This window comes from Mesobacillus maritimus (assembly GCF_044803185.1).
Classification (GTDB): domain Bacteria; phylum Bacillota; class Bacilli; order Bacillales; family Cytobacillaceae; genus Mesobacillus_B; species Mesobacillus_B maritimus_B.
Map to the genome: position 1 here is coordinate 3,171,156 of NZ_CP085225.1, position 23,389 is coordinate 3,194,544.

General features: G+C 42.3%; 20 protein-coding genes and 3 rRNA genes. 4 read left to right on the top strand and 19 right to left on the bottom strand.

Translation table 11 applies throughout. From position 1 onward, the window contains the following. Window positions 1-144 precede the first annotated feature (144 nt). The 10 genes from LG336_RS15290 to LG336_RS15335 all read right to left on the bottom strand — a co-directional run bounded on the left by LG336_RS15290 (window position 145) and on the right by LG336_RS15335 (window position 13,380). Entirely contained in the window at window positions 145-1,059 is a 915-nt protein-coding gene (locus tag LG336_RS15290; RefSeq protein WP_404328357.1) for a fumarylacetoacetate hydrolase family protein, read from the bottom strand. 15 nt (window positions 1,060-1,074) lie between these two features. Next, a complete protein-coding gene (locus tag LG336_RS15295) occupies window positions 1,075-3,045 on the bottom strand; it encodes a sodium:solute symporter (protein WP_404328358.1) in 1,971 nt (656 codons plus the stop codon). A 15-nt stretch (window positions 3,046-3,060) separates the two neighbouring features. Further along, the gene (locus tag LG336_RS15300) at window positions 3,061-3,831 is read right to left on the bottom strand and encodes a cyclase family protein (protein ID WP_404328359.1); all 771 of its coding nucleotides are present in this window, start codon (window positions 3,829-3,831) and stop codon (window positions 3,061-3,063) included. Between the two features lie 393 nt (window positions 3,832-4,224). Then, window positions 4,225-4,340: ribosomal RNA gene (rrf, locus tag LG336_RS15305) — 5S ribosomal RNA — on the bottom strand. A 133-nt stretch (window positions 4,341-4,473) separates the two neighbouring features. Continuing rightward, window positions 4,474-7,432: ribosomal RNA gene (locus tag LG336_RS15310) — 23S ribosomal RNA — on the bottom strand. A 230-nt stretch (window positions 7,433-7,662) separates the two neighbouring features. Beyond that, window positions 7,663-9,244, bottom strand: a 16S ribosomal RNA gene (locus tag LG336_RS15315). Together the 16S, 23S and 5S rRNA genes form the textbook arrangement of a ribosomal RNA operon. 709 nt (window positions 9,245-9,953) lie before the next feature. Continuing rightward, window positions 9,954-10,163 (bottom strand): hypothetical protein, encoded by a 210-nt coding sequence (locus LG336_RS15320; RefSeq protein ID WP_404328360.1) that lies wholly within the window; start codon window positions 10,161-10,163, stop codon window positions 9,954-9,956. A gap of 469 nt (window positions 10,164-10,632) precedes the next feature. Beyond that, window positions 10,633-11,742: an SDR family oxidoreductase gene (locus LG336_RS15325; protein WP_404333180.1), complete on the bottom strand. Its 1,110-nt coding sequence runs from the start codon at window positions 11,740-11,742 to the stop codon at window positions 10,633-10,635. Between the two features lie 162 nt (window positions 11,743-11,904). After that, entirely contained in the window at window positions 11,905-13,155 is a 1,251-nt protein-coding gene (locus tag LG336_RS15330) for a cytochrome P450 (RefSeq protein WP_404328361.1), read from the bottom strand. Window positions 13,156-13,224: 69 nt separating this feature from the next. Beyond that, a complete protein-coding gene (locus tag LG336_RS15335; RefSeq protein WP_404328362.1) occupies window positions 13,225-13,380 on the bottom strand; it encodes a hypothetical protein in 156 nt (51 codons plus the stop codon). 243 nt (window positions 13,381-13,623) lie between these two features. On the opposite strand from LG336_RS15335, the gene LG336_RS15340 reads away from it, so the two are divergent. After that, entirely contained in the window at window positions 13,624-13,791 is a 168-nt protein-coding gene (locus LG336_RS15340; protein WP_404328363.1) for a hypothetical protein, read from the top strand. Window positions 13,792-14,012: 221 nt separating this feature from the next. On the opposite strand, the gene LG336_RS15345 is transcribed toward LG336_RS15340, so the two are convergent. Together LG336_RS15345 and LG336_RS15350 are read right to left on the bottom strand one after the other, a co-directional pair. Beyond that, window positions 14,013-14,237, bottom strand: coding sequence for a hypothetical protein (locus tag LG336_RS15345; protein ID WP_404328364.1), 225 nt, complete (start codon window positions 14,235-14,237; stop codon window positions 14,013-14,015). Between the two features lie 302 nt (window positions 14,238-14,539). Next, window positions 14,540-15,481, bottom strand: a complete 942-nt coding sequence (locus tag LG336_RS15350; RefSeq protein WP_404328365.1) for a hypothetical protein — start codon at window positions 15,479-15,481, stop codon at window positions 14,540-14,542. A 169-nt stretch (window positions 15,482-15,650) separates the two neighbouring features. Here LG336_RS15350 and LG336_RS15355 point away from each other — a divergent pair, with 169 nt between their 5' ends. Continuing rightward, the gene (locus LG336_RS15355; protein ID WP_404328366.1) at window positions 15,651-16,049 is read left to right on the top strand and encodes a (deoxy)nucleoside triphosphate pyrophosphohydrolase; all 399 of its coding nucleotides are present in this window, start codon (window positions 15,651-15,653) and stop codon (window positions 16,047-16,049) included. A gap of 616 nt (window positions 16,050-16,665) precedes the next feature. On the opposite strand, the gene LG336_RS15360 is transcribed toward LG336_RS15355, so the two are convergent. Next, complete coding sequence (locus tag LG336_RS15360; protein ID WP_404328367.1) at window positions 16,666-16,902, bottom strand: hypothetical protein; 237 nt, start codon at window positions 16,900-16,902, stop codon at window positions 16,666-16,668. On the opposite strand from LG336_RS15360, the gene LG336_RS15365 reads away from it, so the two are divergent. Together LG336_RS15365 and rnpA are read left to right on the top strand one after the other, a co-directional pair. Next, window positions 16,857-17,246 carry a cupredoxin domain-containing protein gene (locus LG336_RS15365; RefSeq protein ID WP_404328368.1) on the top strand — a complete coding sequence of 130 codons (390 nt, stop codon included), beginning with the start codon at window positions 16,857-16,859 and terminating at the stop codon, window positions 17,244-17,246. The two genes, LG336_RS15360 and LG336_RS15365, sit on opposite strands and share 46 nt — an antisense overlap. Continuing rightward, window positions 17,242-17,577, top strand: a complete 336-nt coding sequence (rnpA, locus tag LG336_RS15370; protein WP_404333181.1) for a ribonuclease P protein component — start codon at window positions 17,242-17,244, stop codon at window positions 17,575-17,577. Before LG336_RS15365 ends, rnpA begins: the two co-directional genes overlap by 5 nt. 150 nt (window positions 17,578-17,727) lie before the next feature. Here the strand turns inward: rnpA and LG336_RS15375 are convergent, their stop codons facing one another. From LG336_RS15375 to LG336_RS15400, 6 genes are all read right to left on the bottom strand, one after another. Further along, window positions 17,728-18,627: a hypothetical protein gene (locus LG336_RS15375; RefSeq protein ID WP_404328369.1), complete on the bottom strand. Its 900-nt coding sequence runs from the start codon at window positions 18,625-18,627 to the stop codon at window positions 17,728-17,730. Window positions 18,628-18,780: 153 nt separating this feature from the next. Beyond that, window positions 18,781-18,936, bottom strand: a complete 156-nt coding sequence (locus LG336_RS15380; protein WP_404328370.1) for a hypothetical protein — start codon at window positions 18,934-18,936, stop codon at window positions 18,781-18,783. A gap of 155 nt (window positions 18,937-19,091) precedes the next feature. Next, window positions 19,092-20,240, bottom strand: coding sequence for an N-methyl-L-tryptophan oxidase (solA, locus tag LG336_RS15385; protein ID WP_404328371.1), 1,149 nt, complete (start codon window positions 20,238-20,240; stop codon window positions 19,092-19,094). Between the two features lie 95 nt (window positions 20,241-20,335). After that, on the bottom strand, window positions 20,336-21,361 hold the full coding sequence (gene dctP, locus LG336_RS15390) for a TRAP transporter substrate-binding protein DctP (RefSeq protein WP_404328372.1): 1,026 nt from the start codon (window positions 21,359-21,361) through the stop codon (window positions 20,336-20,338). 198 nt (window positions 21,362-21,559) lie between these two features. After that, window positions 21,560-22,870: a TRAP transporter large permease gene (locus LG336_RS15395; RefSeq protein ID WP_404328373.1), complete on the bottom strand. Its 1,311-nt coding sequence runs from the start codon at window positions 22,868-22,870 to the stop codon at window positions 21,560-21,562. Then, entirely contained in the window at window positions 22,848-23,372 is a 525-nt protein-coding gene (locus LG336_RS15400; protein ID WP_404328374.1) for a TRAP transporter small permease, read from the bottom strand. The genes LG336_RS15395 and LG336_RS15400 overlap by 23 nt, the downstream gene beginning before the upstream one ends. Window positions 23,373-23,389: the final 17 nt, after the last annotated feature.

Genomic DNA, 23,389 nt, shown 5'->3' on the forward strand with positions numbered 1-23,389 from the left:
GGACGAAGGGAACAGGTACATTGTCCCTAAGAAAGAGGCTGAAATAATGAGTCATGGGGACTGGATTCATAGTCCTGTTGTTAATAACCTAACGGGACACGGTACCTGTCCCCTGTGTCCCACCTTGAACAGCCTTTTTCTCACTTATATAACCCTATTTGTTAATTTTCCTATTGCATCAATCTCCAATTCTACCGTATCCCCTGGTTCTAACCATCGTTGAACATCTGGACCTAGTTCTAACAAACACCCTTTGCCGACGGTACCGGAACCAATAATGTCTCCTGGATATAAGGTAACCCCCTGTGCTGCCCGTTCGATCATCTGCCCAAACGTATAATAGACATTTTTAAAATTTCCTTCTGAAAGGATTTTCCCATTTACTTTTGCGGTCATGTTTAAATCATAACGCTCCCCCATCCGGTATGACTCGAGTTCATCCTTTGTGACGATATAAGGGCCAATCGAATTGGCAAAGTCCTTTCCTTTCGCTGGTCCAAGCCCGACTTTCATTTCTTTGGATTGCAAATCCCTTGCCGACCAATCATTTAGAATCGTATACCCAAAGATATAGTCTTCTGCCTCATCTGCTTGAATATTCTTACCTTCCTTCCCTATTACACAAGCAATCTCTAATTCATAGTCTAGCCAATGACAGAACGGCGGCCTCTCAATTTCTTCATTATGACCGCGAATAGCCAAATGATTCGAAAAATAAAACACAGGAATCTCATACCATTCAGGTGCAACAGGTAAGCCAACACGTTTTCCGGCATTGACCATATGTTCTTCAAAAGCGATGAAATCACGAACGCTAGGAGGATTCGGCAACGGCGCTGTTAACGTAACCTGATTCAATTCGAAACCGCCAGCACCATTCCCCTTTAATTGCTGCCATTTCGGTAGGTACCTTTCGTGATTTTTAATAAATTCAAGCACATTGTCTGGCAAATCTCCGTTACTAGTTTCATAACAATCGTAGATTCTATTGTTCTCAACCCATCCAGCTCGTTTTTCTCCTTTATTATTGAAAAAGGTTGTTAACTTCAAAAAAATCATTCCTCTCACGATTTCTTAGGCATGATAATGTCGATGCTTTTGACAAAGATCCCGACCACTTAGAGTAATTTCTACTTTTCTTCTGATAATCCCAGATTCTTTGAGATAGTGTTGGCGAATGAGTTTAGCTAGAATCACAGAAGCCTTTAATGAATCAAAATCTTTCTCTTTTAGATAGCGATTCAGGGCACCCTGGCCATGCTCCAATTGCTTGAGGAAAACCAAATCATCGATGGAAATGCCATCCTCAGCAAGCTCCTGTTCCTTTTCCGTTAATTCCACCAGCAATAACCCACGCTCTGTTAAGGTAAACGTATAGAAACCTGAACCAACATAACTTTTTCTTTGAATAAGCTGTTTTATATCTAGTGATTCAATCAATTGATTACTAATTGAAGAATCTACCCCTAACAGATCACTAATTTCAGCCATGGTGTTGTAACCTAAATGAATGTACATGATGACCAATTTTTCCTGATCACTAGCGGAGGTCGTACTCTCTACATCTTTTAAAATCGTATTCCAGCCTTTCTCAGCATAGTAACTTGGTTTTGTAGCCAAACTGATTAGGACTGTTGCTAGAACCGTCACCACTAATCCGATGACTCCTACATGGGTGTAGGCAGACAAACTAAAGATGCCAAATAAATCTAACAATGTAAAAGTAACGAGCACAACAATCCCTAATACCGCACCGTAAAATGCCCCTTGAACGGTGGTTCGTTTCCACCAAACTCCAAGAAAGACTAGAACGGATGGCGGTCCGAGCCAAGCAGTTGAAAAGGCAAATAAGTAAAGCGGCCCACCAGGATAAAAGCATAACAGCCATACCAATAAACCTAAAAGAAGCGTTATTACTTTAGATGGAACTGTTAACTGCTTTGAAGTTGCCTTCGGCCTCACATAACGCTGGTACAAATCTCGTACAGCTGTACTAGATGCTCCCATAAGTGCCGTCGTTGAGGTCGAAATCGAGGCGGCCAACGCCCCAAGTAAGGCTAACGCTGCGACTCCGATTGGAACCGCTTGCAAAACAACCCCAAATGCAGCCGTTGGATTTCCTTCACCATATGGAGCAAAGAAATCTGGAAAAACCGAGCTCGCGTAGACACCGATAAAGGCCAAAATAATTCCAGGTATTAACAGGAAAAGTGCTCCAAATACATAAGATAAGGTCGCTGTCCGTTCACTTCTTGTAGACGAAACACGCAACCAGTAATAATTATTCCCCCAAACTAAAAAACAGGCGAAAAGGATTGAGAATGTCAGTATACTGGGATATTGCAAGGAGAAAACGGCTAACGAGCTATCTGCTTGCCCATGTGTCCAATACCCTAGATTCCCCGACCAGTTCTGATCCAAAAAGCTCGCCCCACCGAACTTCGATATAAGGGTAATCAATAAAACAGGTAAGGCGATCATCCCTATGCACACCTGAATGAAATCTGTTAAGGTAACAGCCCAGAACCCTCCGATATACGTAAAGAGCAAAAAGATAAAGAAGATACTACTTAGTGTTCCAATCAATGACCACCCTGTAAAACCTGTGGTCACAATCGCCATTGAAACAACGTTATTCGCCATAATCCCTAAGAGACCAAGCATTGAAGCGATTGTAATCAATGTTCTCGTACGCGCATCAAATCGCATTTCTAGCCATTCCGATAAGGTATGAGCGCCAGACCTACGGATATACTTAGCAAAAATCAAGCCATATAAGGCCAATCCCCCAACACTATAAACAAGACCAAACCCCAGAGCTCCCCAAATTCCAGAAGTTATCGCCAAACTTGGGATCAACGTAATCATTGTGCCGGCAAAGCCAATCGCAGTGACCCCAAAAATATTCGTCAGCATCCCAATCTCGCGTCCAGCGATAAAATAATCATTGGAACCAGAGATCCATTTCCTAGTGATAAATCCAACTCCAACCATAATGGCTACAAAGACGATACAATAAAGAAGAAATACGCCATTAAAATTCACTACTTCCCCTCCCCGCTAGTCTATTATAGCGACTGGTCTTGCCCATCCTGCGCTGGCACCAGTAATTTTCACAGGGAAAACGGCTACCGTAAAACCGGTTCGTTTTGGCAATTTTTCTAAGTTTGCTAGTTTCTCAATTTGGCAGTACTCCGCTTCTTTCCCAACAAAATGTGCCGCCCAGAGAACGCCCTCACGAGGATCCTGTTTATAATCCGCTGCTTGCATTGGAAGCGGAATATCCCATCCCCAACCATCTGTCCCCATGACTTTAATGCCTTTTTGGATCAACCATCTTGTTGCTTCTGCAGAGACCCCCGCATGGGAACTAGCATAATCGTTCTCGAATAAACGTTTATCCGCATCCGTTCGAACTAAGACAATGTCATAAGGTTGCAATTCGTAGTCCATCTCTGCTAACTGTTCTTCCAAGTCTTCCACAGTGATTTCATACCCTGCTTCTTTATCGCTAAAATCAAAGAGAACTCCATCCCCATAAAACCATTCAAGTGGAAGTTCATCAATGGTTCGTGATTTTTCTCCTGCCGTTTTTGCTGCGTAATGCCATGGTGCATCCACATGGGTCCCCGTATGGGTTGTCAGTTTTACCGTTTCTACAGCCCATGCTTGACTGTCCGGAAAATCACTCGCCTTTAACCCTAGTAACCCAGCAGCTTGTTCTGCTCCCTGATCATGTGTTACATACTCAATTTCTGGAGGATATGGCTCCTTTGCTCGATTATCCAATGGTGCACTAAGGTCAATAATTTGAAGCGATTTACGATTCATTTCAAATCCCCTTTCGATTTTTAATTAGGATAGGCCACGCTTTCGTACCTAGTATATTAGGAGACGTTTGTATCTAGTCCTTTGTAGTCCAAATAGTCAGAAAATAGCGATTAATTATATGGACGGTAAGTGTAAAAAAAATTGAAGATTCGTATTAATTCATTTTCTAACGGGGCATCTATAAAGCATGGAGAAAAAGGAATGTTTCTACTGTTTATTTTGTGTGGTTAGTAACAGTTTTTTAGAGACAACGTGGTTCAAAAAGACATCATTCATCCCTCATGGAGAAACAAAAAGCGAGCTATCCCAATCCATGGGAACAGCTCGCTTTTTCGTCAAAATAATTTCAATGTATTGAAAAAAACACAGACAACAAATCTGTGTTTTCATCTTGCCTGGCAACGTCCTACTCTCACAGGGGGAAACCCCCAACTACCATCGGCGCTGAGAAGCTTAACTTCCGTGTTCGGCATGGGAACGGGTGTGACCTTCTCGCTATCGTCACCAGACTATTTAATTAAAGGATAGATATTTTGCTTGCGCAAAAATCTTTATTCCTTCAAAACTAGATAATGTGTAAGAAGTAAAAGTAAAACTTGTATCACGTTGTCCAGCTCCGGCTCCTAGCCTTCGCTTTTCGTTTTGGTTAAGTCCTCGATCGATTAGTATCAGTCAGCTCCACACGTCACCGCGCTTCCACCTCTGACCTATCAACCTGATCATCTTTCAGGGATCTTACTAGCTTGACGCTATGGGAAATCTCATCTTGAGGGGGGCTTCATGCTTAGATGCTTTCAGCACTTATCCCGTCCGCACATAGCTACCCAGCGATGCCTTTGGCAAGACAACTGGTACACCAGCGGTGCGTCCATCCCGGTCCTCTCGTACTAAGGACAGCTCCTCTCAAATTTCCTGCGCCCACGACGGATAGGGACCGAACTGTCTCACGACGTTCTGAACCCAGCTCGCGTACCGCTTTAATGGGCGAACAGCCCAACCCTTGGGACCGACTACAGCCCCAGGATGCGATGAGCCGACATCGAGGTGCCAAACCTCCCCGTCGATGTGGACTCTTGGGGGAGATAAGCCTGTTATCCCCGGGGTAGCTTTTATCCGTTGAGCGATGGCCCTTCCATGCGGAACCACCGGATCACTAAGCCCGACTTTCGTCCCTGCTCGACTTGTAGGTCTCGCAGTCAAGCTCCCTTGTGCCTTTACACTCTGCGAATGATTTCCAACCATTCTGAGGGAACCTTTGGGCGCCTCCGTTACATTTTAGGAGGCGACCGCCCCAGTCAAACTGCCCACCTGACACTGTCTCCCACCCCGATCAGGGGTGCGGGTTAGAATTTCAATACAGCCAGGGTAGTATCCCACCGACGCCTCCACCGAAGCTGGCGCTCCGGCTTCCAAGGCTCCTACCTATCCTGTACAAGCTGTACCAAAATTCAATATCAGGCTGCAGTAAAGCTCCACGGGGTCTTTCCGTCCTGTCGCGGGTAACCTGCATCTTCACAGGTACTATAATTTCACCGAGTCTCTCGTTGAGACAGTGCCCAGATCGTTACGCCTTTCGTGCGGGTCGGAACTTACCCGACAAGGAATTTCGCTACCTTAGGACCGTTATAGTTACGGCCGCCGTTTACTGGGGCTTCGATTCAAAGCTTCGCGTGAGCTAACCTCTCCTCTTAACCTTCCAGCACCGGGCAGGCGTCAGCCCCTATACTTCGCCTTGCGGCTTCGCAGAGACCTGTGTTTTTGCTAAACAGTCGCCTGGGCCTATTCACTGCGGCTTTTCAAGGCTTTAACACCCTAAAAAGCACCCCTTCTCCCGAAGTTACGGGGTCATTTTGCCGAGTTCCTTAACGAGAGTTCTCTCGCTCACCTTAGGATTCTCTCCTCGCCTACCTGTGTCGGTTTGCGGTACGGGCACCTTTTATCTCGCTAGAGGCTTTTCTTGGCAGTGTGGAATCAGGAACTTCGGTACTATATTTCCCTCGCTATCACAGCTCAGCCTTCACGGTAACGGGATTTGCCTCGTTACCAGCCTAACTGCTTAGACGCACATATCCAGCAGTGCGCTTACCCTATCCTCCTGCGTCCCCCCATTGCTCAAACGATAAAGAGGTGGTACAGGAATATCAACCTGTTGTCCATCGCCTACGCCTTTCGGCCTCGGCTTAGGTCCCGACTAACCCTGAGAGGACGAGCCTTCCTCAGGAAACCTTAGGCATACGGTGGATGGGATTCTCACCCATCTTTCGCTACTCATACCGGCATTCTCACTTCTAAGCGCTCCACCAGTCCTTACGGTCTAGCTTCAACGCCCTTAGAACGCTCTCCTACCGCGGACATCGTAAGATGTCCACCCACAGCTTCGGTGATACGTTTAGCCCCGGTACATTTTCGGCGCAGAGTCACTCGACCAGTGAGCTATTACGCACTCTTTAAATGGTGGCTGCTTCTAAGCCAACATCCTGGTTGTCTAAGCAACTCCACATCCTTTTCCACTTAACGTATACTTTGGGACCTTAGCTGGTGGTCTGGGCTGTTTCCCTCTTGACTACGGATCTTATCACTCGCAGTCTGACTCCCACGGATAAGTCATTGGCATTCGGAGTTTGTCTGAATTCGGTAACCCGATGAGGGCCCCTAGTCCAAACAGTGCTCTACCTCCAAGACTCTCACTTCGTGAGGCTAGCCCTAAAGCTATTTCGGAGAGAACCAGCTATCTCCAGGTTCGATTGGAATTTCTCCGCTACCCACACCTCATCCCCGCACTTTTCAACGTGCGTGGGTTCGGGCCTCCAGTAGGTGTTACCCTACCTTCACCCTGGACATGGGTAGATCACCTGGTTTCGGGTCTACAACCACATACTTATTCGCCCTATTCAGACTCGCTTTCGCTGCGGCTCCGTCTTCTCGACTTAACCTTGCATGTAATCGTAACTCGCCGGTTCATTCTACAAAAGGCACGCTATCACCCGGCATTTTCCGAAGGAAATATGCACAGGGCTCTAACTACTTGTAGGCACACGGTTTCAGGATCTCTTTCACTCCCCTTCCGGGGTGCTTTTCACCTTTCCCTCACGGTACTGGTTCACTATCGGTCACTAGGGAGTATTTAGCCTTGGGAGATGGTCCTCCCAGCTTCCGACGGGATTTCACGTGTCCCGCCGTACTCAGGATCCACTCAGGAGGGAACGAAGTTTCAACTACAGGGTTTTTACCTTCTCTGACGGGCCTTTCCAGACCACTTCATTTACCCCGTTCCTTTGTAACTCCATGTTGAGTGTCCTACAACCCCAGATAGGCTTGGCCTTCTGGTTTGGGCTAATCCCGTTTCGCTCGCCGCTACTCAGGGAATCGCATTTGCTTTCTCTTCCTCCGGGTACTTAGATGTTTCAGTTCCCCGGGTCTGCCTTCAATACCCTATGTATTCAGGTAAAGATACTGTTCCATTACGAACAGTGGGTTTCCCCATTCGGAAATCTCCGGATCAAAGCTTACTTACAGCTCCCCGAAGCATATCGGTGTTAGTCCCGTCCTTCATCGGCTCCTAGTGCCAAGGCATCCACCGTGCGCCCTTTCTAACTTAACCTATAAGACAATCATGTCTTTGGTTTCTCTTTTTATTAAAAGAGAGAAAAATTAAAAAAGCGATACAAATGTGTGTTTTACTTTTGCCTTCTTACTTACGATTATCTAGTTTTCAAGGAACAAATTAAAAAGCTTTGAGAGAATTGCACTCTCAAAACTAAACAAACAAGCTGTCAAACATTACGAATCGAAAGATTCGCATTCCGAATGCCCTTACGGCATTATCCTTAGAAAGGAGGTGATCCAGCCGCACCTTCCGATACGGCTACCTTGTTACGACTTCACCCCAATCATCTGTCCCACCTTAGGCGGCTGGCTCTATGCTTACGAAGCAAGTTTGCTCCGCAAACTCTTAGTTACCCCACCGACTTCGGGTGTTACAAACTCTCGTGGTGTGACGGGCGGTGTGTACAAGGCCCGGGAACGTATTCACCGCGGCATGCTGATCCGCGATTACTAGCGATTCCGGCTTCATGCAGGCGAGTTGCAGCCTGCAATCCGAACTGAGAATAGATTTATGGGATTTGCTTGACCTCGCGGCTTCGCTGCCCTTTGTTCTATCCATTGTAGCACGTGTGTAGCCCAGGTCATAAGGGGCATGATGATTTGACGTCATCCCCACCTTCCTCCGGTTTGTCACCGGCAGTCTCCTTAGAGTGCCCAACTGAATGCTGGCAACTAAGGACAAGGGTTGCGCTCGTTGCGGGACTTAACCCAACATCTCACGACACGAGCTGACGACAACCATGCACCACCTGTCACTCTGTCCCCCGAAGGGGAACGCTCTGTCTCCAGAGTTGTCAGAGGATGTCAAGACCTGGTAAGGTTCTTCGCGTTGCTTCGAATTAAACCACATGCTCCACCGCTTGTGCGGGCCCCCGTCAATTCCTTTGAGTTTCAGCCTTGCGGCCGTACTCCCCAGGCGGAGTGCTTAATGCGTTTGCTGCAGCACTAAAGGGCGGAAACCCTCTAACACTTAGCACTCATCGTTTACGGCGTGGACTACCAGGGTATCTAATCCTGTTCGCTCCCCACGCTTTCGCGCCTCAGCGTCAGTTACAGACCAGAGAGTCGCCTTCGCCACTGGTGTTCCTCCACATCTCTACGCATTTCACCGCTACACGTGGAATTCCACTCTCCTCTTCTGCACTCAAGTCCCCCAGTTTCCAATGACCCTCCACGGTTGAGCCGTGGGCTTTCACATCAGACTTAAAGGACCGCCTGCGCGCGCTTTACGCCCAATAATTCCGGACAACGCTTGCCACCTACGTATTACCGCGGCTGCTGGCACGTAGTTAGCCGTGGCTTTCTGGTTAGGTACCGTCAAGGTACCGGCAGTTACTCCGGTACTTGTTCTTCCCTAACAACAGAGCTTTACGACCCGAAGGCCTTCATCGCTCACGCGGCGTTGCTCCGTCAGACTTTCGTCCATTGCGGAAGATTCCCTACTGCTGCCTCCCGTAGGAGTCTGGGCCGTGTCTCAGTCCCAGTGTGGCCGATCACCCTCTCAGGTCGGCTACGCATCGTGGCCTTGGTGAGCCGTTACCTCACCAACTAGCTAATGCGCCGCGGGCCCATCTGTAAGTGACAGCCGAAACCGTCTTTCAGCATTCCCTCATGAGAGAGAATGAATTATCCGGTATTAGCCCCGGTTTCCCGGAGTTATCCCAGTCTTACAGGCAGGTTGCCCACGTGTTACTCACCCGTCCGCCGCTAACCAAGAGAAAACAAAGTTTTCTTAGGTTCGCTCGACTTGCATGTATTAGGCACGCCGCCAGCGTTCGTCCTGAGCCAGGATCAAACTCTCCAATAAAGAGTGATTAGCTCATAAAATAAAACGTTGGCTCATGTTTTTCTATATTAATAGAAGAAACATGATAAATATTGTTTGTTGACGCTTGTTTGTTTAGTTTTCAAAGAACAATCATATCAGCGTCGCTCAGAAGCGACATATATTAATATATCACGTATAACTCATGAAATCAAGTAAAATATTATTTTAATATATTTTAATTCAATGAGCAGTCGCTGTCATCAGCAGCGGATACTTAATATATAACACAATCACTAACTCGTCAATACTTTATTTAAAAAGTATTTTCCGAAGAGTTATATTTTGTTGCTATCTGAAACGGTTTAATAAAAATATCACCATTCCTATTAGTAAATCAATAAAAATATTTTACATTTTTTATTCTCGCAGATACTAATTCCAGACTCATCTATAGGGACCGTCAATGGCCTTCTAGTACGTTAATCCTCCCTGTCTATTATTAAAACTCTTACCATTTTAAATCCCTAGTACAACATAGGATAATGACTTTATCTTTGCGATAAACTAGGGAAGTTATCCTAAAACCGAAAACCCCCGATTGGGTAGCCAAAAAACATCCTTCCGCACGAAATGGTTTAATATTGGTGGAAAAATAAAAACAACAGGTTTCATTCACATACGAATGAACCTGTTTATTGTAAGAATTATTTACAACGGAAACCCTCACATTAAGAAGAGGTTAACAACATTAATAGTAGTCTTTTAATAAAACCCGATTCTTTGCATCAGATATGTTTGGTTTAAGTAAGGGATCCTTTCGTATTAATTCAGGAAGAGTCACGATCCCTAGTCTTAATTCCCTTGTAATAGAATTAACATATTCTTCTTTGAGTCCTGGTAGTCTATCCTCTAAAAACATAGATTGTAACTCATCAGCAATTAATTTTTCGAGTTTCATCGATTTCCCCCAGATCAATTAGTTTAGAAGTAAATCAAATCACCTAATTTCCATGTTATGATTTCGTATTAAAAAAGGTATCATGTCTATTCCAAATCAACTCCCCCATTGAGCAACAAAGTTTTATAAAAAGCCAAAATAAAAAAGTGTACACCGTCTGTACGCTTTTAATTTTATCAAGTAAAATCTCAATGCTTCATTATATGACTAGATGGCTCATGAGAAAAGTGGATAGAAAACATGGATTATATAGAGTAAGGGACAAGGATGCCGAATAATTCGAAGGGAGCGGTTTGTTAGTTTATTTTGTTAATAACACTTTTCAAAAATGATCGATATTCGGCTTTTCCCATAGTAATTAGGCTAATCCTCTTTTCCACCAAATCCGCCCAAAGTTATTTCTCTCAGAATAGACCATGTCTCAAGCTGATTCCATTAAGCGCAAGCATCTTCTTTTTTTCATGCTTGGTCATTCCATGAGTTTTATTGGTTTTGCGTTAAGCCTTTTGGTTCGTTTGATTTTAGCCAAAGTCAATATCCCTAATCCAACGGCGAGAAAACCAACCAATACAGGGTGCTTTGAAGCCTTCACATACATGCTTCCTGACCGCTTCCAACCGATATTCGTTCCTCGTTCGTGCATGCCATACCCTGGATGATATAAGTTGCTTTCTTCACGTGGGTTGGACGGTCGATTAGGGTCATATTGGGTTTGGGGCACGAACCTTTCCATGAATTTATCTGTGATGCGAGGAAAGTTGGTACCAAGAACCATTAAAGCCTTTGCTTGCGAACCAATATACATGTCTCTCTTTGGGTGTTCGGCTGCGTAAAGAATCGCTTCCGCTACCGCTTGGGGCGGGTAAATCATTCCTATATGTACAGGTTGGTTATCCAAATAACTTGTCGCGTGCTCGTTGTAAGGCGTATCGATCCGCCCAGGATGAATCAGGGTGACGGAAACCGGCACGTTTTCTTTTTCTAACTCCATTCTTAAGCTTTCTGTCCATCCGTGCACCGCAAATTTAGAAGGAGCATAGGTCGATTGAATAAGCGTCCCTCGATCCCCAAAGAGGCTTCCAACATTAATAAGGGCGCCTGGAACCCCTCTTTTTTGAAAATGTCTCACTGCTGCCTTTGACCCGTAGACAACACCCCAAAAATTCGTATCAAACATTCGTTTCATATCCTCAATCTTTACATCCATTGCATACCCATAAATAGTGACCCCTGCATTATTTACCCAGGTGTCAAAATGACCAAATTCTTTGATAGCCGTCTCAGCGATTTTGTTTACATCTTCTTCTCTGCCGACATCCGCTACCACTTGGATGGCAGAATGCCCCTTTTCCTGTAACTCCTTAACCAGTTCCTTTAATGCGTCTTCATTTCGTGCTGCTACGACTACTTTTGCACCCATTTCAGCTGCCATTCTAGCTGTGACTAGACCAATTCCACTTGAAGCTCCCGTAATCACTATAACCTGATCCTTAATATTCTTTAAATGAATATTCCTAGTTTCATTTACTCTCCTGTTAACCCTATTGTCCTGATTGCTAATATCCCGTTCCATGAGAATGCCTCCCTTTATTATAGCCAATCGATAAATTCAGCAGTTATCCCCAATAGTCTTTGCCCAAGCCGGAAAATCTTTTATGGATATCACTGGTTTCTTTTAAACGAGCAGGAGAGAAACTTAAAAAATTTTCAACACACCATAAGAAATACCCTTTCTGCTTAGTTATCTCCGTTTTACTTTTTGAAGGATTATTTTACTATGAGGAATACTTGGGATACTTACCATGCTGTAGCTTAAGTCTTGATTAGGAACATCATAATCCATTCTGTTTAGGAGAAAATCCAAACTCTCCCTCATAACTTCCATCGTGACATACTCTCCCGCACAACGATGGCCGATCAAGTACTCGCCACCACCCTGCGGAATGAATCCGAACGGACTTCCTTTCCAGTCATGAAACCGTTGTGGATGAAAGACATCAGGGTTATCCCAAATTTCAGGATCATGATTGGTCCCATACAAATCCAAGAAAGTTAACGTATTCTCTTCAAACTGATAGTTTTTCCACACGAAGTCTTTTCTTACCCTTGCTGCAATGAAAGGAAAAAAGGGAAAATACCGACGAACTTCTTGTATAAACATCTCTGCATATTTTTCATCACCTGATGTTAACTTCTGCCTTTCTTCCGGATATTGATGTAAAGCCAGTAAAGTAAAATTCAAGTAAATGGAAATTGCCACAATTGGCCGTAAAATATTGATAACCTCCACTGAAACCGTCTCCGCATCTAAGAGATTCCCTTCTAAATCACGGTGCGTAGCAAACCGAAATAAAGCAGTTACTTCAGGAGGCTGAATCTTTCCATCTCGCACGCTGTGCACTATTTCTTGTATCCGCTTTTCTACTAGGTTCCTTGCATTCCTACCTTTCCAATGATCTGGCCCTAGCGCGGCCGGTGACTCAAACATTGCCTCCAAATGATTGGTTAGATTTTTCAGTTCATCATCTGGCACTGGTACCCCTGCCCACTCACAAGCAGATCTACATAATATTTCCTGAACTTCTTCATAAAAAACAATCTCATCCTTCTGTTCCCACTTCTTGGCAGCTTTCTCCCAATGTCCTTTGACCAATTCTTTTAAACGGTTGAGATTATCAGGGGTCATGAGCGACATAAACATTTCCTTCCGATGTTTATGCTGTTCCCCGTCCAACGTCTGAACCGCCCCTTTTCCAAACAAAGTCTGTTTGATTCGATTCGGTGCCGAACCTTCCCTCTCAAATTTTTCAGGATCATAAAAAACTTCAGCCGCTTCCTTCCCGCCCATACAAATCGCTTTCTTTCCGAGTAATCGGGTTTCAAAAACATCTGAATGGAAACTATTGCGCCTATTTAAAATATATAAATATCCTTCTCTTATTACATCTAAAGTATGGTCCATTCCGTCTTCATGAGGGATTGGATTAGACATAGAATCAGCTCCATTTTCATCATAATCATTCTATTATTTGAATATTTTTTTCGAATCAAAACATAGCTTTTATTCATAAATTTGATCTGCATTTTTGTAGCGCATTTTTTCCGATTGAATCAGATCATGATTTTGATTCTGTTGGTCACCATTGGGATTTGTAGATTGAAAACCCCTACTATTATTTTTAGAATCAGTTTGTTTGTAACTCTTATCCTTTTCCATCCTTTCAGCTCCAGCTCCTTACTCTATTTGTTTGGTAACAACCTTTCATTAAGTCAAACTTACTTTAACCTTTTTACTTTTTTCCATGTATGTATACGAACTGAAATTTTTCGGGACTAACATATCTATTTTTCAAATAAGTTGCTACTATACTCCTTTGTATGACGAAGATATTTTCATTTCACATGAAATTTAACCAATAAGGTTAAAATATTCCTATCAAGTGATATAGGGGGAATCTGAATGTTTAGTGGGAAGAAACACATCGAGGAAATTTTAGGGATGAGTTTCCGAGCAAGGCATAAAGAGGTCAAAAATACAGAGGCATATCCTAATCTGATTATCCATAAGCAAATCCATGGGGACGAAATTTATACACCCTTAAATACAAAATTATGGGAAAAGTCATAGGGACAGGCACCTTGTCCCGCCATTAAAATCAGCTGGGACAAGGTAATACCTGTCCCTCGCGACCCTACCCAAAAGCAATTTCTACAGGAATTTCAAATACTAAAAAATGCTCTTCTTTTACTAGAAGAGCATCAGTTGAATTGGATGAAAGGTAATATAAAACAAATAAAAAGCATTCTTTGCAGCGGATGAACAATTATCCACAATTTTTTCCATGTCTACTAATCCCGATCATTGACTAGGCTTATGACACCAATAATAGCTTCTTCCATGGCCTGCTCTTTTGTATCCCCAAGGCCATTGTGACAATACCATTCGGAGTTTTCTGCAATGGCAATGGCATGCCAGTGATTTCCATTACGGAAAACATCAACTAGGACGCCACAAGTAGGTTCATCATAATGGTATCGTTCCGTTTCCGTTAATAGGTTTGGGTTAATCCTCATCTATATCTATCCCCTTTTGTTTACTCTTATGAAAATGATGTTTCCTATCGGTCAGAATGTGTATGATTCCTTTAATATAACAGTAAGCCCATACTCTCTGTTTAGTAGTTCCGATATACCAGCAGAATCATACCAAAAAAATTCTACTAAGGGATTAAACTCAAACTAATTTTGCAAAAACAAAAAAAGAACAACCCAATAATCAGCTGTCCTTTCGATTTGCCTGGCAACGTCCTACTCTCACAGGGGGAAACCCCCAACTACCAACGGCGTCGAAGCTTAGGACAGACCCCATTTTTCAATTAATTCGCAGACTCCAATACGATTCTTCTTTTCTCTTTAATAGTTGATAGTTCTCTTCTAAGGCTGTCTTTCTGTTCTTTTAATTTTTTGACCATCTCTGATACATCTTTCTTGGTTTTCATGACTTGATCATAACAATCGGATATCTGACCATGGACAAACCAATCAAAGATAAGACCATCAAAAAAGTAATCAGCAAATGTTAGCAATCCGTCAACTTCCAAATTGGTTTTATAATGATTTTCAATATCTAGCAGTTCATCTTGAAAATAGCGTAATTGCTTTTGAACCCGATGGATATGTCCCTTCGCCTCATCCATATGGCTGTGTTTTACAGCGGTTGATATGAGACCCCCGCCAAACATGTCAAAGGTTGACCATCCTTTTGCTGATTCTAATGATTGTATGGCCTCATTAAGGGTTACTAAACCTTCTTCTCCTGCTTCAATCGCTTCCTGATATTCTTTCAGATTGCTAGAGAGACCTGCTTCTTGCTCTGTTAAATCATAGAGTTCCTCGTTCCAGATCGATTTAGTATCAAGGATTAGCCGTTCCTTCGTACTGAGGATTTCCTTGTACTTTTGAGCCACATCATCAACGTAAAGCAACTTATCCTTATATGCTTGTATTTCCTTCCTTAAATCTTCCACGGTTTCCAATGCTTCTGTGAACTTTAACTTAGCAGCTAAAACTTCTTGTTGTTCTTTATCTAACTTTTCTAACTTGCGCCCAGTGATTGTATAAAAAATATTAGTGAATGAAAAACCTTCTAAGCGTTCGATGTCTTCTTCCTCTTTTAATAATTGCCTTTTCAATTCCTCTTGTTTCTTTTCCTCTTCGTTTAAAAACGCTTCTGCACGCTGTAAGTGATCTTCATATTTCTTTTTCTTCCGCAAATTTTCCTTTATCTCTTGGAGTTCCTTGTTTAAGTCGGTGAACATATTGACTCCTCCTTGTAGGGACAGATTCAGTTAGATAAAATTATACCATTTGCTGGTAGCTAACAATATTGCATATAGATGTATTTTATGAAAAATCTCATCCGTCATTTTAATACACCCCCCCATCGTGATATGATAGAAAAAATTAGAATACTGCTGGAGGGCCAACATGAAAAAACAAATAAAAGTCGTGGCAGCAATCATCGAAAATGACCAAAACGAAATCCTCTGCGCCCTGCGGTCCCCAAAGATGTCGATGGGAAATCAGTGGGAATTTCCTGGTGGAAAAGTAGAGGAAAATGAAGAACCTTACTCAGCCTTAGTGAGGGAAATTTCAGAAGAACTTGGGTGTAGACTCGAAACTTCCCGTGAAATATTTAACGAAAACACCCACGAGTACGATTCCTTCGTCATTAACCTCCTTTCAATCAAAGCTAAAATTGTCCTCGGCACCCCAATAGCAAAGGAACATTCAAAGCTCATCTGGCTGAAAAGAGAAAATCTGGAATCCTTAAAGTGGGCACCGGCAGACCTCCCTGCTGTAATACAATTGATGGACGAAAAATAGTCTTCTCGGCATGAGAAGACTATTTTTAACCATACGACTAGGGGGATTGTCTCATCTATTATGATTAAATTTTCTTTCTTTATTAATTCGATTGCCATATGGATTTGTCCACTATATGAAACCGTTGTCGCATTGATGTATTCTTGGTCAAAGATCTCTGACATCCTTATAATCCGTTGACTTACGATTTGCCCATTTATGGTCGATTTATTTCTAAGGCCTCTAAGAATATGGACACCTTTTGCATTTTTATAGTTACGTGGTTTTTCTACCTTCGTGCTCAAATAGGTATCTTCAACAAGAGCTAACCTAACTAGAACAGCGGTTTCAGCACTCATCGGGATCCTTCTATCCTGTAAAACGATTCTTGGTTATCCTCATCAATATGCTGCATTGTTAATTCTCTCAATTCAAGAAATTCATTTTTATGGCTAACACCGTCGAAAAGCAAGCCAAAATAACACCGTCCTGTGCTTTGTCTGCTTCTAATGGGATTTCGAAGAGCAGTTCCTTTTCTAGAATCAAATTCTCTTTTTAGTAAGTCATCTAACTTTTTTCTAGAATCAAAAGCGATCGCTTGATTGACTCTATATTTAGTCTTTTTGTGGGAAATAGCCTAGGCTATGTAGCGTTCAATCGTTGATTTTTTATCCTGAAGGCTTCTAATCGATTTTGCTTGTAATGATTTCAAAACATTCCTTAATTCATCAATTGTAAAATCGTATAAGTCTTTGTATACCCCCAATTTAAATTGATAATTATTAATGAAATGGTAAAAAATAGAGATTAGGAAAGGAGGGGTTAAGAATGTCAGTGAAAAAGTGGTTAGCAGGATTGGTGGTTTTAGTTGCAATGATTATGGTTGTGACAACTTCAGGCTCAATCGGCGTATTTGCCGAATCCCGTGTTGCAACACAGCCTATAGAGACGGAGAAACCGATTGAAGTCGAGTTGAACGATGATTACTTTAATCCAAAGGTCATCACTATTCCCAATGGAAAGACGACAACGTTGATATTGAAAAACGTTGGTAAGAAAGAACACACCTTCACAGTGAAAGAGCTTAGCATCGACGCAGAAGTCCAGCCGGGAAAAGAAAAAACCATTACCGTGAAACCGGAAAAGCCTGGTACATATGAGCTGATATGTCGTTACCATTTAAATGAAGGAATGGTTGGAAAGGTAATAGTCAATTAAAAAGCAGGGCCAATCGGGCCTTGCTTTTTTAATAGGTAACGGTAACTTGCTTTTTATTAAAACCCAGACATTATCTGTTAGTAAAAAGCTTGGGAATGCAGTAACAAGAAACCAAATCAAGAGATATATCCGCCAAGCATTCCTTGAACTAAAGGACGAGGTTCGTACAGGTAATGATTATGTGATTATTGCTAGGAAACCAGCTGCTGAAATGGGGATGCAGGATATAAAGAAAAGTCTCGAACATGTATTAAAGGTTGCGCGCGTTTTGAAAAAAAGGAACAATGGTCATAATGATGGTAGCACCCGTTTTTCTCCACTTATTGGATAAGAATGCTTTAGTATTAGAAAAGTCTCTTAATTCAGATTGTACTTAAAGAAAAAGTTGCGTTAGTTGAAGAAGACTGTTATTTCAGGGCAAAAAGGATCAGATGAGACTCTGATCCTTTTTTGTGTATTTTACTATCAAAACAAAACCTCTCTAATTGACTTCCCTCTCAAAGGTGGCCCCGTCGCGATAGACGACTTTAATGACAAATCGCATATCCTCTTCGTATGGACTGATTTCCCACAATTGAAAATGCCGCAAGTTTTCGTCCTGATCGTTCTCCAATTGTAATGGTTCCTCCCCCATGAACGTACCATCCTGATATTTTAAAAGATAAGCTTCTTCAACAACAGAGGTTTCGCCGCTTGTTTTGTGCTGCATAAGTGTTACACTAGCCTGCTTTCCTTTCCTATGAAGATCTCCTTGAAGAATACCATATTGGTTTGTACCCAAATAATCGAGCGATTCCGACTGAACCTCACTACTCTTGACGGCATCCCCAGATTCAACCGAAACGAAATACTTCAAGGAGTATTGCTCCATTCGCTCCTCTTCCTTTGCCGTTTCAGTCATCTCTTCCATATTTGAGCGAGATTCAATCACCCTAACATCCCATAGCGGTTCTAACTTAACCGTTATCGGGATCTTTGCTTGGAAAAGACCTTGTTCTAGCTCTTCCGCTTGCAACTTTTCGAATTCACTATTTGTGCCGGTCGCATAATGAAAGAAAACCTTCGAATCCGTTTCCCGCTCCTTTACTTGCCATTTGAAACGAACTTGCGCTTGCCCTTCTTCCAAAGCATTTGTATTCACATCCAGTTCAACTGGACCAAGCCAACTCAGTTCTTCCTTGAATTGATTTAAAATTTGTTGCATCTCGCCTGATTGGCTGTTGACGGAATGAAGGATATTCTGTTGGTCGGAAGAGACATGATCTAAACGGTTGTTAAGGTCATTCACTTTTGAAATCAACATAAAATTCATAATCAAACTACCAGATAATGCCACAGCTAGGAAAATCTTAAAATTCTTTTTTAATTTTTCGGTTTCCATTTTGCCCCCTCCTAATGTTTGTATGTATGTATCTATACCAAAGTTTTACATAAAATGGCTTCGAAATCGGATTCTGTCCTCACTTGTATTATTAAAAATACAGCATCAGGATGAGCTTTTACCCGTTCATCCAATTCACCAAACCCACAGGGATTAAGAACTGTGCGCTGGAGCATGATTCTCTTCGTTCTCGTCTTCCCCGTCAACAATCATCTCTTTTTGCTGATAATAGGATTCAAATAGGTTGCGAGTTTTCTGTATTTTTCCATCCTGGACCACGATCGCTTCAACTATGAATATACCTTTCATAGGTTATATATCATTACCAACGAAAAAAAACAAAAACGTCTAGCGAAGGATTCACTAGACGTTTTTGGGGAATGCTCCTCTTTATTTATCCTCTTACTTTGCCCGCGGGGACCCTACGGACAATGAACCTGTCCCTCCGTCCCTGCTCCTTTAATTCAAGGTTTCACTAATGGTAGGTCATTTACTAGTCGCTTTGGGGAAAGGTGATCAATTGGATAACTTGTTTTCCCCTCTACTAAAAGATCAGCAGCTATTTTCCCCATTACCGGGGACATTTTAAAACCGTGACCCGAGAAACCACACATAAAGACCGTATTTTCGATTTCCGGAACTTCTCCGACAATTGGATGTCCATCCGGTGTACAAGCATCCATATAAGCAGTTGCTCTTACAGGATGTGGAACCAATCCTGGAATTTTTTCTTGAATAAATTGGCTGGCGGTCTGGACTTCCTCTAAAGAAACTTCTTTTTCTAACGTACTTGGATCTCCAACAACTTTAAAAGAAGGATTGTTTGAAGCCTTCACCATACTCCCATCCACCGTTGGGGTACCGGTTAGCTTAAAGTCTATACCTAGGTGAGCAAATACCGGGAAATTTTCAATGGTAAACTGATTCATATCTTTTGGCGCATACCAGGACAAAACAACTCGCTTGACGATTAAGGAGTCTTTTAATTGGGGGAGGAGATTACCTGCCCACGGTCCTGCGGTAATCAACACCTTGCCAACTCGGTATTCTCGATCATTAGCGACAATGGTTACACCATCACGATCAGGTACTATCTTTTCAATTTTCGTATACCGAAGAATCCTTGCCCCTAGCTCTTCAGCACGTTGAACCGCAGAAACAATGGACAATTCCGGACGTATAACCCCTGCATTTTTATCATAGATCATGATTTCATCGGAGGTAAGGTGATGTTGTGGATATTTTGCCTTTGCTTGCTCAGGGGTTAGAATCTCATGCTCCAAATCAAACTTTTTGATTGACTTGATAGCATTTTGCATCTCAACAAATTCCGGATTCCCAATCATCACTCCGCCGTTCAATGTGAGCAAGGTATTTCCCGACTCCTCTTCCAACTGTGACCACAACTTCTTGGCTTCTTTTAAAATCGGGACATATTCATCCCCTTCAAAATATACTGTCCGAAATAACCTCGTTTCCCCACCAGCCGCCGACCGGTCATGTCCTGTACCATATTGATCAAAGCCTAGTACGGATACTCCCTTTCTAGCAAGTTGCCACATAGCCATACTTCCCATGGTTCCGACGCCGATAACACCAATATCTGCATCCACTGAGTATATTGCCTCCTTTCCAGCTTACATACAATAATAAAAACAGGATCCTCAGGCATGCCTGAAGCATGCTTGAGGATTGACGAATCCAATCGTTAATAATCTATTCCTTTCGTAACACGCTCGAATAACTCTTTGCCATATTCCTTTTCTAGTTCAGGCCAAATGTTTTTCCGGATTTCTTTGGCAATAGTGTCTAGTTCTTCATCGGTATACTCAATAATTTCAATCCCGGAATCTTGTAGTTTTTGTTCAAAATCTGCTGTTTCTGCTGGAGCTGCTTCAAACCTTGCTTCTGCCAACTCTTTTGCAGTAGTCTGGAAAATTTCCTGCTCCTCTGCAGATAACTTCTCCCAAGTATCATTGCTGATATAGAGGTACCACATTTCGAAATGCGTATTGATCGGTAGGTAATATTTCGTTAAATCACGGAAGTCAGCATAATATCCTTCTGCCCCAGATCCGACCACTCCATCAACAATACCAGTTTGCATGGATGTAAATGCTTCCGCGAATGGTAAAGGCGTCGGTGTATACCCTAATCCCTTTGCTGCTAATTCAAACGCTTTTGTAGCAGGTACACGTACTTTTATATCTTTTTTACTTAAATCAGCTGGGTTTTCAGGTTTCTCCTTCAGGGCGATTCCACCAAAGTATTTTGGATAAGTGGCTAATAGTTTAATATTCTGCTCTTGCAACATTTCATCAACCATCTTGGCAATCTCACTATCAGGACCATAATACTCTAGTGCATCTTCCCAATTTGTCACCAAAAATGGGGTATAAGTTAAGCCCATATTCGGATTAAGAGAGGGACCAACAGGTGCTAGTTGCATTTCAATATCTCCCATACTTACGCGCTCTTGTACAACTGTGTAGTCGCCAAGCTGACTGGCTGGGTAAACCTCAAAGTCAACGTTATTATCTGTTTTTTCCGCAATCTTTTCAGCAAACCACTTTACATCTTCATCCGTTCCAGTACCATCTGGACGAATATGACCAATTTTAAATGTTTTTTTCTCCCCTTCCCCTTCAGACGATGACGAAGAAGAACAGCCTATAAGCCCTACGATTGTTAGAAAAGGAATAATGACAAACAAACTAAATTTTTTAAAATTCACTATTTAGCCCCCTAGAATTAATTGTGAGGAAATCCCCATGTTAATAAAAACCTCCACGAAACTCTCATTGACTATTTTCATCAAAGATTACAAAATATTCCGTAAATTAAACCAAGCCGTTTCCCCTGTTCTGGTATCGAAACTATAAAGGTTTTTATTCCCCTGCCTTACTTATCACCCCCTAAAATCGTTAATAAACTAGTTATCTAGTAAACCAAAGACTCCTGGAAGATATAACGCTAAATCTGGCCAGAAAGTAGTGAGGAATACAACAGGTAAATACCCTAAGAGCAGGAAGACTAATGTTGGTTTAAGGATTTCGGAAAACTCACATTTCCCTATACGCATTCCCAAATATAAAATACTCGCATATGGAGGAGTGACTCCACCCATTGCCAAGTTCACACCCATGATTGCTGCAAAATGAACGGGGTCAATGCCAAGTTCTCTGATTAAAGGTAAAAGTAAAGGGGCAACCAGAATCATTCCGGTGGCGTCATTTACAATCATCCCTACCAGAAACAAGAAAACATTTATAATCAACAACATAATAATAGGGTTATCGGTGATTCCAAAAAACACATCAATAATCGCCTGGGGAACCTGCGCTAATACATAGGTTTGGCTTAACATTAAGGTAAAAAAGATCATCGACATAATCGCACCCACAGAAGTGGCGGATTCTTCAGCAAGCGCAAGAAATTGTTTCATTTTCAATTCCCGGTAGACGAAAAAGCCAATTGGGATTGCAACGATGGTAGCAACAGCTGCAGCTTCTGTCGGTGTAAAAATCCCTCCATAAATACCACCTAAAATGATGATGGGTAGTAGTAACGCCGGAAATGCCAGTAGTCCTCGAGTTTTGACCAGTTTGATTTTTTCTGGTCTTGGAAGTGGTTCTTCCAACTGTATGTTTTTAAATTTACGAGTCCAGACAAGGTTAATGATCGAGAATAACACAACGATTAATAGACCAGGGCCTAGGGTGGATAAAAAGGCAGCTAATATTGATGTATTTGTTACCCAACCATATAAAATCATGATGACACTCGGTGGAATAAGAAGTCCAAGAACGGATGACACGGTAACCAATCCCGTTGCATACCCTCTTGGATAGCCTTGTTTAACCATTCGAGGGATCATAATCGGTCCTGTTGCAGCTACACCAGTAAAACCACTTCCGGAAACGGCTCCAATAAAGGCCGATGTTGTGACACAAACAACACCAATCCCGCCCTTAAGCCTTCCGATAAAAACATCTGCAAAATTCAGTAAATGTTTCGCAATCCCATTTCCTCCCATGACAACACCAGCAAGGATAAACAGCGGACTTGCTAATAGGACGGGACTGATGGTTTGATTAAAAGTCCAAAGCATCATACTCTGCATGGAGACATCCCCAAACACAACCATGAATAATAATGCTCCACCAAAACAAAAAGGAAGAGGTACATTCATGAATAAGAGGAAAACTAGTAAAATCACATCAAGTATTACTACTGTTAACATCAAATCCCCCCTTTACTGATACAGTGTTTCGAAGCTTTTTATAGTTATTGAAAATGTCCATCGCTGCGTATAGGGTCATGAGGAATACTCCGACAAAAACAGCACTTTCCCCAAGAAACATTGGGATATAAAGCAAATTACTTACTTTCCACACCTTAAAGGAATATAGAAAATACTGAAACGCCCAATAGGTAAGCCAACTACTGATTAAAAAGGAGAGGATGGACGTAATTAAATTAAAAAAGTTTTTCGTTTTCTCTTTTTTAATATAAATCGTAAAAACACCACATGAAATATGGTTTCTCTCCATCGACGCATTCGCCCCACCTAACATATATAACCAAATAATAGGAAATAACATCAGTTCCTCAATTCCCATTAATGGTGCTTTAAAAACGTACCTTAAAAGAACTTGAATAAACACCAACAACGGCAATAATAAAATAAGAAAAAGGGTAACAAGGCGTTGGGCTTTTTGTAATTTTTCTATAAATGCTTTCACATTGATCACTCACTTCC